This is a genomic window from Xanthomonas sp. AC360 (genome assembly GCF_979258225.1).
In genome coordinates, this window is sequence record NZ_OZ409846.1 from 314916 (window position 1) to 327558 (window position 12643).

Genomic DNA, 12643 nt, shown 5'->3' on the forward strand with positions numbered 1-12643 from the left:
ATGCGCGGTGCCCTCGCCGCTCACGGGACACGCCGCAAGTACGTCCATGTAGGCTCGGTGGCGGCATCCATGCCACCACACGGTCCCGCAAGCGGCGAGGACACCGCACCAGAGAGTGAGTCGGTTGCTTTGCTAGAAACCAGACGCACCGACCATCTCGACTGGTCCTTGCACGCCGACCGTCGCGGGACCTTACGCGGCATGGATGCCGCGTAAGAGCCTCCAGGGATGGATTCACGGCGTGTCCCGCGATGGTGGGCGGGCAAGGGCCCTGCAGCAAACTCACAGCGTCGAGAGTTCGGCAATGACACCGCATCAGACAGTTTGCTAACTGTTTTATCGAAAGCTATGCACACCGATCAACTCAACTAGCCCCTGCCCGCCCACCCTCGCGGGACATTACGCGGCATGGATGCCGCAGAAGAGCTCACGTGGACGTACTTGCAGCGTGTCCCGCGAAGGTGGGCGGGCAAGGGCCCTGCAGCAAACTCACAGCGTCGAGAGTGCGGCAATGACACCGCACCAGACAGTTTGCTAACTGTTTTATCGAAAGCTATGCACACCGATCAGCTCAACTAGCCCCTGCCCGCCCACAGTCGCGGGACCTTACGCAGCATGGATGCCGCAGAAGAGCCCACATCGACGTACTTGCAGCGTGACACGCGAAGGTGGGCGGGCAAGGGCTCTGCGCAGCGAAGTCGCAGATCTTGGCGTCTTGGTCGCTCGCTCGCCAACCCAACAAGGCGCACCGCCTTGTCTCTGATACGCGCACCCACTGCAGGGGCTGTGTGACCGCTGCGTGCGTGATCGTTGGCGCCTTGCACTCGACGTGGCAACGCCCCGCGCACATCGAACCGAGCACTGCAATACATGCAAGCGGCTGCGGCTGCGGCTGCTTGACGATGCTGCGTTAACGATTCGGACGATCAGGCAAGGATGCCGGATCACCAGGCTCACGCTGACTCACCGGCCGGCGGCACAGTACATCGCATGACGCACGACACCACTACCGGGAGATACAACGCATGAGTCAGACACTTTCCCTGGACCACTATCGCCTGCTCGGCCGCTCCGGGCTGCGCGTCTCGCCGCTGTCGCTGGGCACCATGACCTTCGGCGAGGAATGGGGATGGGGCGCGGATGCAGGCGAAGCCAAGCGCATCTTCGATGCCTATGCAGACCGCGGCGGCAACTTCATCGACACTGCGGTCAATTACACCAACGGCGGCTCCGAGCGCATCGTCGGCAGCCTGATCAAGCCGCGTCGCGAGCGCTTTGTGGTGGCGACAAAATTCACCATGGCGCGCGATGCGGACAACATCAATTCCGGTGGCAATCACCGTCTCAATCTGATCCGCTCGGTGGAGACCAGCCTGCGTCAACTCGACACCGATCGCATCGACTTGTTGTATCTGCACGCGTGGGACTTCACCACCTCGCCGGACGAAGTGATGCGCGGGCTGGAGCATCTGGTGCAGTCGGGCAAGGTGCTCTACATCGGCATCTGCAACACGCCGGCCTGGCGCGTGGCGCAATTGCAGACGCTGGCCGATCTGCGTGGCTGGTCGCCCTTGGTCGCGCTGCAGATCGAATACAGCCTGGTCGAACGCACTGTCGAACATGAATTGCTACCGATGGCGCGCGAGCTGGGCCTGGGCGTATTGCCGTGGTCGCCACTGGGCGGCGGCATCCTGACCGGCAAGTACAGCCGCGCCGATCTGTCCGACGACAACGCGGCGGATGTATCCACTAGCCGCAAGGGCGTGATCGCCTCGACCGGGCATCTCACAGCGCGCTCGCTGGAGATCGCCGATGTGGTTGGCACGGTGGCCGACGAGTTGGGCGCCTCGCGCTCGCAGGTGGCGCTTGCCTGGACCTTGCGCAATCCGGCGGTCGTTTCGCCGGTGATGGGCGCACGCACGTTGCAACAGGCCGAAGACAACTTCGGCGCGCTGGAGATCGTGTTCAGCGACGACCAACTGGCGCAGCTGGATCGGGTCAGCGGCCTGGCGCCGATCTTCCCGGAGCGTTTCATCGGCCGGCCGATGGCGCAGCAGCTGATCTACGGCACGCACGCGCTGCAACTGCGCAGCTGACGCGAAGGAGCACAACATGATCAGAACATCCGCCATCGCGGCAGCACTGTTCATCGCCGCCAGCGCGTTCACCGCAGCCGGGGCAATCGCTCCGGTGCCCACAGCCGCCGCCGACAGCTGCGCCGGCACATCGCAGCAGATATGCAATACGCAACGCGTCGATGCCGCATTCGCACGCTGGCAGGCAGGCGGCACCGGATTCTTCGAAGAACTGCTGTCGCCGGACGTGGTGTGGACCATCCACGGCTCCGGCCCGAGCGCAGGCACCTTGCGTGGCCGCGACACATTGATCGACACGGCCGTGCGCCCATTGACCCAGCGCCTGGCGTCGCCGCTGCGCCCACTGCAGCGGCAGCTCTGGGCCGATGGCGAACACGTCATCGTGCAGTGGCAAGGCGCCGCCAACCTGCCCAACGGCGGTCGCTATCGCAATCATTACGTGTGGATCCTGCGCATGCGCGACGGCAAGGCCGTGCAGGTCGATGCGTACCTGGATCTGGCCGCCTACGACGCGGTGCTGCAGCGTGCACCCGCCCAACTGCAACGCAGGACAGACACATGACCGATACACGTATGAGCGCCGCTATTGCCGTTGCACTCGGCGCAGGTGCTGCTGTGTTCTGCAACGCCACACCGCTTGCTGCCGCTGCACGCCATGTGGCGGCGACGCCTTCCCCACTCCACAGAGCCACGCCCATGCAACAGCATTCCTACGTCGGCATGTGGGTCACCCGCGATGGGCAGATCCGCCAAGCCTTGTTGGCCAACGGCCGTTACGACGAGGCACGCCATACACGGCAAAGCGCCTACCAGGGCCGTTATGAAGTGACCGGTAACACCATCCACTACTGGGACGACAGTGGATTCACTGCCGACGGCCGCTTTGTCAGCGCAGACGAGCTGCACCACGGCGGCATGGTGTTCTATCGCCAGCGAGCGGACTGACATGCATCATGGACGGCACCTCGCATTTCGAGATCGCGGTGCGCCCGGCCGCGTCGATCTTCAGCCCGCGGCCTGCCCCGCTCAACCAAGAACAGCCAACACAATGACTGCGCGGCCGGTGCTCTCTGCGGCAGGCACCACTCGCACACTTCGATGATGAGGACGCCGTCCACACTCAACTGACGACTGTTCGCGACGTTTTTTGCCCCTCCAAGCCCGTCAGCGATGCCGCGCCCTCAGCCCTCGCCTTCCGGCTCCAGCGCCTTGACCAGTACCGCGGCCTGCGTACGGCTGTAGCAGTCGAGCTTTTTCAAGATGGCGGTGACGTGCACCTTGACGGTGTTTTCGGCCAGGCCGAGTTCGTGGGCGATCTGCTTGTTGAGCAGGCCATCGGCCAGGCTTAGCAGCACGCGGAACTGCTGCGGGGTGAGCTGGGCGAGTTTGGAGGCCAGCTGCGCATCGGCCTCCGAACGTTCGGCGGTCATGGGCGGAAACCAGGTGCCGCCATCCAACACGCTGGCCACGGCGGTGCCGATGGATTCGGCCGGCGTGGATTTGGGAATGAAGCCGGCCGCGCCAAACTGCTGCGCACGCCGGATCACCCGCGGGTGATCGTTGGAGGAGATCACCACTACCGGGATATCCGGATGCTCGCCGCGCACATGCAACAGCGCCGAAAAGCCGCGCGCGCCCGGCATGGCCAGATCCAGCAGTACCAGCTCTGCCTGCGGGTGCGAGCGCAGCATCGCGCTCAGCGTGGCGGCGCTGGAGGCTTCCACGACCTGCGCCTGCGGCAGGGTCTGCTGCAGTACGTGGATTACCGCGGCACGGAACAGCGGGTGGTCGTCGGCGACGAGAATGGTGAGATCGGCCATCTGCCAAGTCTGGCACATGGGCGCGTCGGTGTGCCGCACCTGCGCCCGGCTGGCTGCCCACGGTTGGTGGCTGGGGCCCGCTGACACTGTGCGGAGCAGGCGACCACTGTATCGACATTGCGCGACCGCCGATGATGCTGGCCGGCAACGACCACACCAGCATGACGCTCTGCGTCACCGCGAATGCCGCTACCCTACCGCGGCGGCTGCGTACTCGCACGCCACGCTTCCAGGAACTGGCGGCGCTTGAGTTTGTCCAGATACACCAGCAGGCCGGGGCCGAGCGGAATCGGCCGGAACGGCGGTTGCGCCGAGCCGCCACGACCACCGGCGGCCGGCAGGATCGGCATCAGCCGCGCTTCGCGCGAGAGCACCTGCTGCCCGCGGGGCGACAGCAAATAGTCGAGAAACCTGCGCGCTTCCGGTGCGTGCGGTGCGGTCTTGGGAATCACCGCAGTGCGCAGCGCCACCAGCGTGTAGTCCTGCGGCTGCACGATGCCCAGCGGCGCACCGGCATCGATGCGCGCCTGCGCGTAGGAGCCGAGCACGTTGTAGGCCAGCAGCAACTCGCCACGACTGACGCGGTCGAGCAAGGTGCCGGTACGCTCTTCCAGCTTGACCTGATTTGCGCCCAACGCGGCCAGTAGCGCGCCGGCAATGCTGCCCACCTGCCCGTCCTGGGTGGCGAACAGATAGCCCACCCCGCTGCGCGCCACATCGTAGGTGCCCACCTTGCCGCGCAAAGGCGCATCCGGCGCACGCAACAAGGCCAGCAGCTGGCGTCGCGTGCGCGGCACGCGTGATGGGTCGAGTTTGCGCGTGTTGTAGACGATGGCCACCGGCTCGTAGCTGATGCCGAATACCTCGTGCCGCCATTGCGCCCAGGCGGGCAGCGCTTCGGTCTGCGCGGAGCGGTGAGCCAGCGCGTGCCCATCGTTCACCAGCTTGGTCTGCAGATCCATGCTGGCGCTGATCAGCATGTCCGCCATCGGCGCACCGGCACCCGGATGCAGGTAGCGCGCATAGATGTCCCAGGCAATCACATCTTCGTAGATCACCTCGGTGCCCGGATGCAGGCGCTGGTAGTCCTGAATAACCGCGCCGAACACTTCCAGATCGGTGGACCCCTGCACGCGCAGCTGCGCATGCATCGGCCCCTGCGCGGGAAAGCGCCGCACATCGCCCGGCGCTGCACAGGCCAAACCGTGCACCAGCAGCAACACCATCACCCACAGCCTGCGCATCACGCGGCTCCTCCCGGGAAGTGCAACGAGGCGATCAACCCACCACCGATGCGATTGGCCAGATCGATGCGCCCGCCATGCGCTTCGACCACGCGCTTGACGATGGCAAGCCCCAGGCCTGCGCCGCCCGCGGGTGCATCCGGACCGCGAACGAAACGCTCGAACACACGCTCGGCTTCGGCGGCCGGAATGCCCGGCCCGTGATCGGCAATGGTCAGCACGTGCTGATTGCCATCGCTGGTCAGCGCCACCTGCAGCGGCGCGCCCGCGCCGTATTTGCAGGCGTTGTCGATCAGATTCTTGAGCGCTTCGCGCAGCAGCAACGCGTCGCCATGCAGCAGCGCCGGTTGCGGGTCGATGGCCAATTGCACACGTGGCGCGCCTTCGCTGCGTGGCAGCGCTTCATGCAATGCCTGGTGCAGCACCTCGGCCAAGTCCACCGTGGCAAAGCGCTGCAGGTTGGAGCGATGGATCACGCTGGCATCGCTGAGCAATTGATTGAGCAAGCGGCTCATGTGGCTGGCGTTGCGCTCGATCGCCGCCAGGCTGCGTTGCATGTCGCGCGGGTCGTCGTCGTCCATGGCCAGCTGCGCCTGCGCACGCAACGCGGCCAAGGGCGTGCGCATCTGGTGCGCAGCCTCGGCCATGAACGCACGCAAGGTCTCGTTGCTGGACGACAGCCGCGCCATGAAGCGATTGAGCGCGGTCACCATCAACTGCATTTCCTGCGGCGCCGGCACGTTGAGCGGCTTCAGATCCGATGGCTCACGGCGCGACAGGTCGCGCTCGATGCGCTGCAACGGCCGCAAGGCGCGGTACACGCCCAGCCACACCAATCCCAACGCCAGCAGCGACAACACGCCGATTGCGACCAAGGCATTGAGCACCACATCGCGCGCCACCGCATCGCGCGCGCGCCGGGTCTGGCCCACCTGCACGCGCACCTCGCCCTGCCCCGAGGCCGAGGCAACGCGATGCATGACCACCGCAAAACGCACCGGCTCGCCGCTGTAGTGCGCATCGAACAACAACGGGCGCTCATCGCTGGGCGCGCGCGCCGGCAACGGCAACGTGTCTTCGCCGGTGATGGTGCGGCCCTGCGCATCGAATACGCGGTAGAACACGCGATCTTCCGGCGCCATGCCAAGCAGATCCAGCGAGGCGTAAGGCAGATCCACCTGCCAGTCGCCACCGACCAGCGCCACGCTATCGATGATGGACAGCGCCGAGGACACCAACAGGTGATCGTAGGACCGGTTGGCCGCACGCTCGCCGTAATCGCGTGCCGCAAAAAACAGCACCACCGCGCCCAGCAGCGACAGGCTGCCCAGATACAGCAGCAAGGTGCGCCGGATCGACGGCGCCACCGTCAGCGGCTCAGCCATCGCTACCCGGCTCCATCGGCGCATGCGGGTCGGCTTCTTCGAGTTTGTAACCGGCACCGCGCACGGTGACGATGCGTAACGGCGCGTTTGCCAGCTTGCGGCGCAGACGGCCCACATACAGTTCGATCGCATTGGGCCCGGCATCGTCGTCGAAGCCGAATAGCCCGTTGCCGATGTCGTCCTTGCCGACCACCTGACCCAGCCGCCCGATCAGGATTTCCAGCAGGCGGTATTCGCGGTTGGGCAATTCGATCGGTGCACCGTCGAGCATCACCGTGTGCGCAGCGTTGTCGAACACGAATCCACCGATCTGCACCACCTCGCTGGCCTGCCCGCGATTGCGGCGCAGCAACACACGGCAGCGCGCTTCGAATTCGCGAAAATCGAACGGCTTGCCCAGGTAATCGTCCGCGCCCACGTCCAGCGCCTGCACGCGGTCTTCGATGCCGTCGCGCGCGGTGAGCATCAGCACCGGCGTGGTATCGCCACGCTCGCGCATCCCGGCCAGCACGCGCAGCCCATCGAGCTTGGGCAGCCCGATATCCAGCACCACCAGATCGAAGCTCTGATAGCGCAGCACGCTGGCCGCCGCCAACCCGTCGGCCTGCCAATCCACCGCATGCCCGCTACGGCGCATGCGCCGCACGATGGCATCGGCGAGATCGGCATTGTCTTCGACTAGCAGCAGGCGCATTGGGCGGGGAATCGTGAATAGGGAATGAGGAATCGGAACAGCATGTTGTTGCGGCCGGAAGGTAACAGGCTAGGCAGACAAAAGCTCTTCCGCTTTGGCGATTGCGCTATTGCGATTCCCCATTCCCGATTCCCCATTCCCACGCCCTGACAGGTCCATGACAGCTTTGCGGGACTAGGCTGCAGCCAACGCGCCACGGCAGTCGTCGTGGTGCATCGCTGAACGTGATTCACACATGTACCTGGGAGGGTCTGTGATCAACGACACTTTGCGTCTGCGCGCCTTCACCGCCTGCGCGGCGATCTGCCTGGCACCGGCGGCGCACGCGGCCGATGACGCGGGCCCGGTCACTGCCGAGGTAGGCGGACGCGTGCACTGGGATTTCACCGTGTTCGACAACGACGAACGCGGCACGCCCGAGCGCAACGACACCCAGTTCCGCCGCGTGTGGCTGGATGTGGCAGGCAAGTTCTATGGCTTCAATTACAAGGCCGAGGCGGAATTTGCTGGCCTGCAGTACGAATCTGGCAGCCGCGGCATCCTGGCGCGCGATGTCTATATCGCCAAGAAGTTTTCTGCCGGCACGCTGACCGTGGGCCAGTTCAAGCAGTACTTTTCGCTGGATGACCGCACCGGGTCCAACTATGGCCCGTTCCTGGAACGCGGCTATGCCTCCACCACACTGGCGCCGATCTATCGCAAGGCCATTTCCTGGCAAGCCAAACGCCCCGATGCCACTTGGTCCACGGCGCTCTACAGCCTGGAAAGCATCGATAACTCGTCCACCAAGGGCGGTGCGCTGGGGACACGTCTGACCTTTGCGCCGGAGATGGGCGAAGCGCGCCTGCGTCACCTCGGCATTTCACTGGCGCATGAGCGCTATTCGCATCCGGGCAGCGATGGTGCGGCATCCCTGTTGATCCGCCCGCGCCCTGAAAACGATCTCGCCAACAATAGCCGCATCACCTTGGCGCGGTTTGCCGATGGCCGCGATACCGACTTCGACAAGTGGTCGCTGGAATATGCCGAAGTCCTTGGCCCGTGGTCGTGGCAGAGCGAATTCAGCGGCGGCCTGCTCGACGATGGCAGCCAGCATGCCAAGGTGTTGGCAAGCTATGGCCTGGTCAGCTGGTTCGTTACCGGCGAATCGCGCGGCTACGATCGTAAGACCGGCCGCTTCAGCCGCATCAAGACGCCCAATCGCCCCAGCGGCGCGTTCGAGCTGGCATTGCGCTACGACTACATGCGCGGCGACCAAAATCTGGATGGCCAGCCCAACTTCATCGATGCCAGCACGCAGTCGTGGACGCTGGGCGGCAACTGGTATTTCAAGCCCAACCTGCGCGTGATGCTCAACGTGATCGACAGCCGCAACCGCGACCGCACGATGAATGCGGTGGTCGATCACACACTGGCGGTGACCGGCCGGTTTCAGTACGACTTTTGATGCGCTGCTGCGACGCGCCAGGTTTTCAAGGTGTTTTGGCGTGCGTCGCAGCGATGCAGCGCGAGCGCCTTACACGCGCAACGGCGTTCACCTTTGCTGTTCTGGCAGCCGCGCAATGACTCGCGTTTCTAGGTTTTCGCATCACCACCGCAGCGCGCCCTGCGCAGCGGTGCGCTCCACCCTCTCCCTGCTGCACGCCCCAAAGGATTTGCCCGCATGCTGACCGCGCTCGGTTTCGGAATGGTGATCACCTTCATGTACCTGATCATGAGCAAGCGGCTGTCGCCGCTGGTGGCTCTGATCACGGTGCCGATCGTGTTCGCACTGCTGGGCGGCTTCGGCACCGGCATCAACGACATGATGCTCGAGGGCATCAAGAAGATCGCGCCCACCGGCGTGATGCTGATGTTCGCCATCCTCTACTTTGGGGTGATGATCGATGCCGGGCTGTTTGATCCACTGGTCGGGCGCATCCTGCGGCTGGTCAAGGGCGACCCGCTGAAGATCGTGATGGGCACCGCGATTCTGGCGATGCTGATCTCGCTCGATGGCGACGGCTCCACCACCTACATGATCACCGTGTCGGCGATGCTGCCGCTGTACCAGCGCCTGGGCATGAATGCGCTCAACCTCACTTGCGTCACCATCTTGGCCAGCGGTGTGATGAATCTCACTCCGTGGGGCGGCCCGACCGCACGTGCCGCTACTGCTCTGCACGTGGACGCGGCCGATGTGTTTGTGCCGCTGGTGCCGGCGATGTTGCTGGCGATTGCCGGCATCATCGCGCTGGCCTGGTATCTGGGCATGCGCGAGCGCCGCCGCCTGGGCGTGGTGCGCTTGCCGGCCGATGGCAGTTGGCTGGACACCAGCATCCCCGAAGACAACGACGCCTTGCCGCGCGTGGAAGACACCGAGGACATGAAACGTCCCAAGCTGCTGTGGGTCAATCTGATCCTGACCCTGGCGCTGATGGCCGCATTGGTGGTGGGCATTCTGCCGATGCCGGTGCTGTTCATGATCGGCTTCGCGCTGGCACTGATGATCAACTACCCCAACCTGGCCGAGCAACGCCGCCGGCTGGTCAATCACGCCGGCAATGTGCTGTCGGTGGTGTCGCTGATTTTTGCCGCCGGCATCTTCACCGGCATCCTGTCCAACACCGGCATGGTGGAGGCGATGTCGCGCAGTTTTCTGGCAGTGATCCCGGATAGCTGGGGACCGTATCTGGCGGTGATCACGGCGATCGTCAGCATGCCGTTTACGTTCTTCATGTCCAACGACGCGTTCTACTTCGGCGTGCTGCCGATCCTGTCAGAAGCGGCCGGCCACTACGGCATCACTCCGGTGGAAATGGCCCGCGCCTCGCTCGCCGGCCAACCGGTGCATCTGCTCAGCCCGTTGGTGCCATCGACCTATCTGCTGGTCGGCCTGGCCAAGGTCGACTTTGCCGACCATCAACGCTTCACGCTCAAGTGGGCGGTGCTGATTTCGATGCTGATGCTTGGCGGCGGGTTGTTGTTTGGTCTGTTTCCGTTGGCGCGCTGATCGCGCGCCGGGAATGGGGAATCGGGAGTGGGGAATCGTAAGAGCGGCGCTGTGCCGTCGTGACGGTTCCTGACTTCCACATGGAGAACGCAGGCCGCAACGGCGGCTCCTGCTCTACCGATTCCCCACTCCCGATTCCCCATTCCCCATTCCCAACTCCAAAGGAGTTACACCAATGACGCTTCGCATTGCATACGTCACCAGCGGCATGGGCAGTGTCGGCACCGCGATCTGCCAGAAGCTGGCGCGCAGCGGGCATACCGTGGTTGCCGGTTGCGGGCCCAATTCGCCGCGTAAATCGGCCTGGTTGCGCGAGCAGCGCGAGCAGGGCTTCGACTTCGTCGCCTCCGAAGGCAATGCCGCCGATTGGGATTCCACGGTTGCCGCCTTCGCCAAGGTCAAGGCCGAAGTCGGCGAAATCGATGTCCTGGTCAACAACGCCGGCGGTAGCCGCGACACCTTGTTCCGGCAGATGACGCGCGACGACTGGAATGCGGTGATCGCCAGCAACCTGCATTCGCTGTTCAACATCTCCAAGCAGGTGGTGGATGGCATGACGTCGCGTGGTTGGGGACGCATCGTCAACATCGGCTCGGTCAGTGCGCACAAGGGGCAGATCGGGCAAATCAACTTCGCCACCGCCAAGGCTGCGATGCATGGCTTCAGCCGTGCGCTGGCGCAGGAAGTCGCCTCGCGCGGGGTCACCGTCAACACTATTTCGCCCGGCTATATCGCCAGCGCATCGATCAGCAGTTTTCCGCCGGACGTGCTCGACCGCCTGGCCACCTCGGTGCCGATGCGTCGGCTGGGCAAGCCGGCTGAAGTCGCAGGCCTGTGCGCGTGGCTGGCTTCCGACGATGCCGCTTATGTGACCGGTGCCGACTACGCGGTCAACGGCGGCCTCTACATGGGCTGACACGGACCGTGGGCCGCAAGCGGTTGTCGGAGTGCAACTCGGCACGCCAGCCGCGATCACGCAACGCGACCAACATAACGACTTCGCGACCGGCAAACAGGAGCGGCCGATGTTCGGCATCGGCAGGTCTGAGGCGTCACACTCCGGTTGCTGTGTACCGCCCACACCTGCTTGGCAGCCGCTCGCTCCGTGTTGTTGTCGGTTCTTGGCCCCGCACGTGCGGATGCACAATGACGCGCTGCCCAGCCCCAGCACCCTGGCGGCACGCGACACCCAACCGCGATCACAAAGCTAGGACCCGTGTGCGCGATGGCGTTGCGCGGTTGCGCACAAGCGGCCGCCACTACGCGAACAACCCGCCTCTAGTGCGAACTGATTACACTCTGGCTTTTCCGCAGTGCGCTGCCATGGCCAAACCCTCAGAACGCACCTCGCAGAATGCACGCCCGCAGATGGCTGACATCGCCCGCATGGCGGGCGTGTCCGAGTCCACCGTGTCACGCGCCCTTGCCGGTAGCCCGGTGGTGGCAGAGCGCACCCGCGCCTACATCAAGCAGATTGCCGCCGATGCTGGTTATCAGGTCGACCCGGTCGCACGCAGCTTGCGCGCCAAACGCTCCAACACGGTGAGCGTTGCGGTGCCGATGATGCACGCACTGGATCAACCGCTGTCCGATCCGTTTCTGATGACCATGCTGGCGTTGCTGGCCGAAGAGCTCACCGGACGCGGCTACAGCATGCTGCTGTCCAAGCTGGACCGGCACCAGGATGGTTGGGTGGAACAGCTTGCGCGCGGCAGCCGCTCCGATGGCGTGATCGTGCTCGGGCAGAGTTCCGAACATGCCGCGCTGGACGAAGCCGCGCGCGATGGTCTGCCGATGGCCGTGTGGGGCAGCCGCATCGATGGGCAGGCCTACATCAGCGTGGGCAGCGACAATTTCCAGGGCGGCGCGCTCGCCACCGAACACCTGATCGCCAGCGGCCGCAAGCGCATCGCGTTTCTGGGCGACGACCAGTTACCCGAGGTGGCGCCGCGTTTTGCCGGTTACCGTCACGCATTGGAGCAGCACGGGCTGGAATTCGACACCCGCCTGCATGCGCGCAGCCATTTCGTCAGCGAGGATGCTTACCGCCTCACCCGCGCCATGCTCAAGAAGACGGACCCGCCGGATGGGCTGTTTGCGGCCTCCGACGTGATCGCCGTGGGCGCCATTCGCGCCTTGGTTGAAGCCGGCCATCGCGTTCCGCAGGACATCTCACTGGTGGGTTTCGACGATATTCCGCTGGCCGCCTACAGCCAGCCACCGCTGACCACCGTGCGGCAGGATCTCGGTCTGGCCGCGCGCTTGCTGGTGGACCGGCTGCTGGCGCTGATCGCGGGCGAAGCGGTGCAATCGGTTGAAATGCCGGTGAAACTGGTGGTGCGCGAGTCGGCGTGAGGCCGGGAATCGGGAATCGGGAATCGGGAATCGGGAATCGGGAATCGTAAGAGCGTG

The 12643-nt window shown here is 64.7% G+C and carries 11 protein-coding genes; 7 read left to right on the plus strand and 4 right to left on the minus strand.

All coding sequences use genetic code 11. The annotated features are described in order from the left end of the window. Positions 1 to 1025 precede the first annotated feature (1025 nt). The 3 genes from ACZZ0O_RS01250 to ACZZ0O_RS01260 are packed head-to-tail and all read left to right on the plus strand — an operon-like array spanning position 1026 to position 3041. Positions 1026 to 2096, plus strand: a complete 1071-nt coding sequence (locus ACZZ0O_RS01250) for an aldo/keto reductase (protein ID WP_115562840.1) — start codon at positions 1026 to 1028, stop codon at positions 2094 to 2096. 16 nt (positions 2097 to 2112) lie between these two features. Further along, positions 2113 to 2658: a nuclear transport factor 2 family protein gene (locus tag ACZZ0O_RS01255; RefSeq protein WP_463592002.1), complete on the plus strand. Its 546-nt coding sequence runs from the start codon at positions 2113 to 2115 to the stop codon at positions 2656 to 2658. Positions 2659 to 2669: 11 nt separating this feature from the next. Further along, positions 2670 to 3041 (plus strand): Atu4866 domain-containing protein, encoded by a 372-nt coding sequence (locus ACZZ0O_RS01260; RefSeq protein ID WP_463592529.1) that lies wholly within the window; start codon positions 2670 to 2672, stop codon positions 3039 to 3041. A gap of 236 nt (positions 3042 to 3277) precedes the next feature. Here the strand turns inward: ACZZ0O_RS01260 and ACZZ0O_RS01265 are convergent, their stop codons facing one another. The 4 genes from ACZZ0O_RS01265 to ACZZ0O_RS01280 form a co-directional block, all read right to left on the minus strand. Then, positions 3278 to 3916: a response regulator gene (locus tag ACZZ0O_RS01265; RefSeq protein WP_055850273.1), complete on the minus strand. Its 639-nt coding sequence runs from the start codon at positions 3914 to 3916 to the stop codon at positions 3278 to 3280. Between the two features lie 194 nt (positions 3917 to 4110). Beyond that, on the minus strand, positions 4111 to 5160 hold the full coding sequence (locus tag ACZZ0O_RS01270; RefSeq protein WP_463592003.1) for an ABC transporter substrate-binding protein: 1050 nt from the start codon (positions 5158 to 5160) through the stop codon (positions 4111 to 4113). Continuing rightward, a complete protein-coding gene (locus ACZZ0O_RS01275; protein WP_463592004.1) occupies positions 5160 to 6545 on the minus strand; it encodes a sensor histidine kinase N-terminal domain-containing protein in 1386 nt (461 codons plus the stop codon). The genes ACZZ0O_RS01270 and ACZZ0O_RS01275 overlap by 1 nt, the downstream gene beginning before the upstream one ends. Beyond that, positions 6538 to 7239, minus strand: coding sequence for a response regulator (locus ACZZ0O_RS01280; protein ID WP_463592005.1), 702 nt, complete (start codon positions 7237 to 7239; stop codon positions 6538 to 6540). Before ACZZ0O_RS01280 ends, ACZZ0O_RS01275 begins: the two co-directional genes overlap by 8 nt. A gap of 253 nt (positions 7240 to 7492) precedes the next feature. Here ACZZ0O_RS01280 and ACZZ0O_RS01285 point away from each other — a divergent pair, with 253 nt between their 5' ends. The 4 genes from ACZZ0O_RS01285 (at position 7493) to ACZZ0O_RS01300 (ending at position 12586) form a co-directional block, all read left to right on the plus strand. Beyond that, entirely contained in the window at positions 7493 to 8686 is a 1194-nt protein-coding gene (locus tag ACZZ0O_RS01285) for an OprO/OprP family phosphate-selective porin (protein ID WP_463592006.1), read from the plus strand. Positions 8687 to 8902: 216 nt separating this feature from the next. Beyond that, positions 8903 to 10231 (plus strand): CitMHS family transporter, encoded by a 1329-nt coding sequence (locus ACZZ0O_RS01290; protein ID WP_055848358.1) that lies wholly within the window; start codon positions 8903 to 8905, stop codon positions 10229 to 10231. 175 nt (positions 10232 to 10406) lie between these two features. Further along, entirely contained in the window at positions 10407 to 11147 is a 741-nt protein-coding gene (gene phbB, locus ACZZ0O_RS01295) for an acetoacetyl-CoA reductase (RefSeq protein ID WP_055848354.1), read from the plus strand. A 407-nt stretch (positions 11148 to 11554) separates the two neighbouring features. Next, positions 11555 to 12586 (plus strand): LacI family DNA-binding transcriptional regulator, encoded by a 1032-nt coding sequence (locus ACZZ0O_RS01300; protein WP_115554568.1) that lies wholly within the window; start codon positions 11555 to 11557, stop codon positions 12584 to 12586. Positions 12587 to 12643: the final 57 nt, after the last annotated feature.

Bases quoted from the DNA above. Each gene is read 5' to 3' on its own strand.
- ACZZ0O_RS01250 (WP_115562840.1), top strand. From the start codon at position 1,026: ATGAGTCAGACACTTTCCCTGGACCACTATCGCCTGCTCGGCCGCTCC.
- ACZZ0O_RS01255 (WP_463592002.1), top strand. From the start codon at position 2,113: ATGATCAGAACATCCGCCATCGCGGCAGCACTGTTCATCGCCGCCAGC.
- ACZZ0O_RS01260 (WP_463592529.1), top strand. From the start codon at position 2,670: ATGAGCGCCGCTATTGCCGTTGCACTCGGCGCAGGTGCTGCTGTGTTC.
- ACZZ0O_RS01265 (WP_055850273.1), bottom strand. From the start codon at position 3,916: ATGGCCGATCTCACCATTCTCGTCGCCGACGACCACCCGCTGTTCCGT.
- ACZZ0O_RS01270 (WP_463592003.1), bottom strand. From the start codon at position 5,160: ATGCGCAGGCTGTGGGTGATGGTGTTGCTGCTGGTGCACGGTTTGGCC.
- ACZZ0O_RS01275 (WP_463592004.1), bottom strand. From the start codon at position 6,545: ATGGCTGAGCCGCTGACGGTGGCGCCGTCGATCCGGCGCACCTTGCTG.
- ACZZ0O_RS01280 (WP_463592005.1), bottom strand. From the start codon at position 7,239: ATGCGCCTGCTGCTAGTCGAAGACAATGCCGATCTCGCCGATGCCATC.
- ACZZ0O_RS01290 (WP_055848358.1), top strand. From the start codon at position 8,903: ATGCTGACCGCGCTCGGTTTCGGAATGGTGATCACCTTCATGTACCTG.
- phbB (WP_055848354.1), top strand. From the start codon at position 10,407: ATGACGCTTCGCATTGCATACGTCACCAGCGGCATGGGCAGTGTCGGC.
- ACZZ0O_RS01300 (WP_115554568.1), top strand. From the start codon at position 11,555: ATGGCCAAACCCTCAGAACGCACCTCGCAGAATGCACGCCCGCAGATG.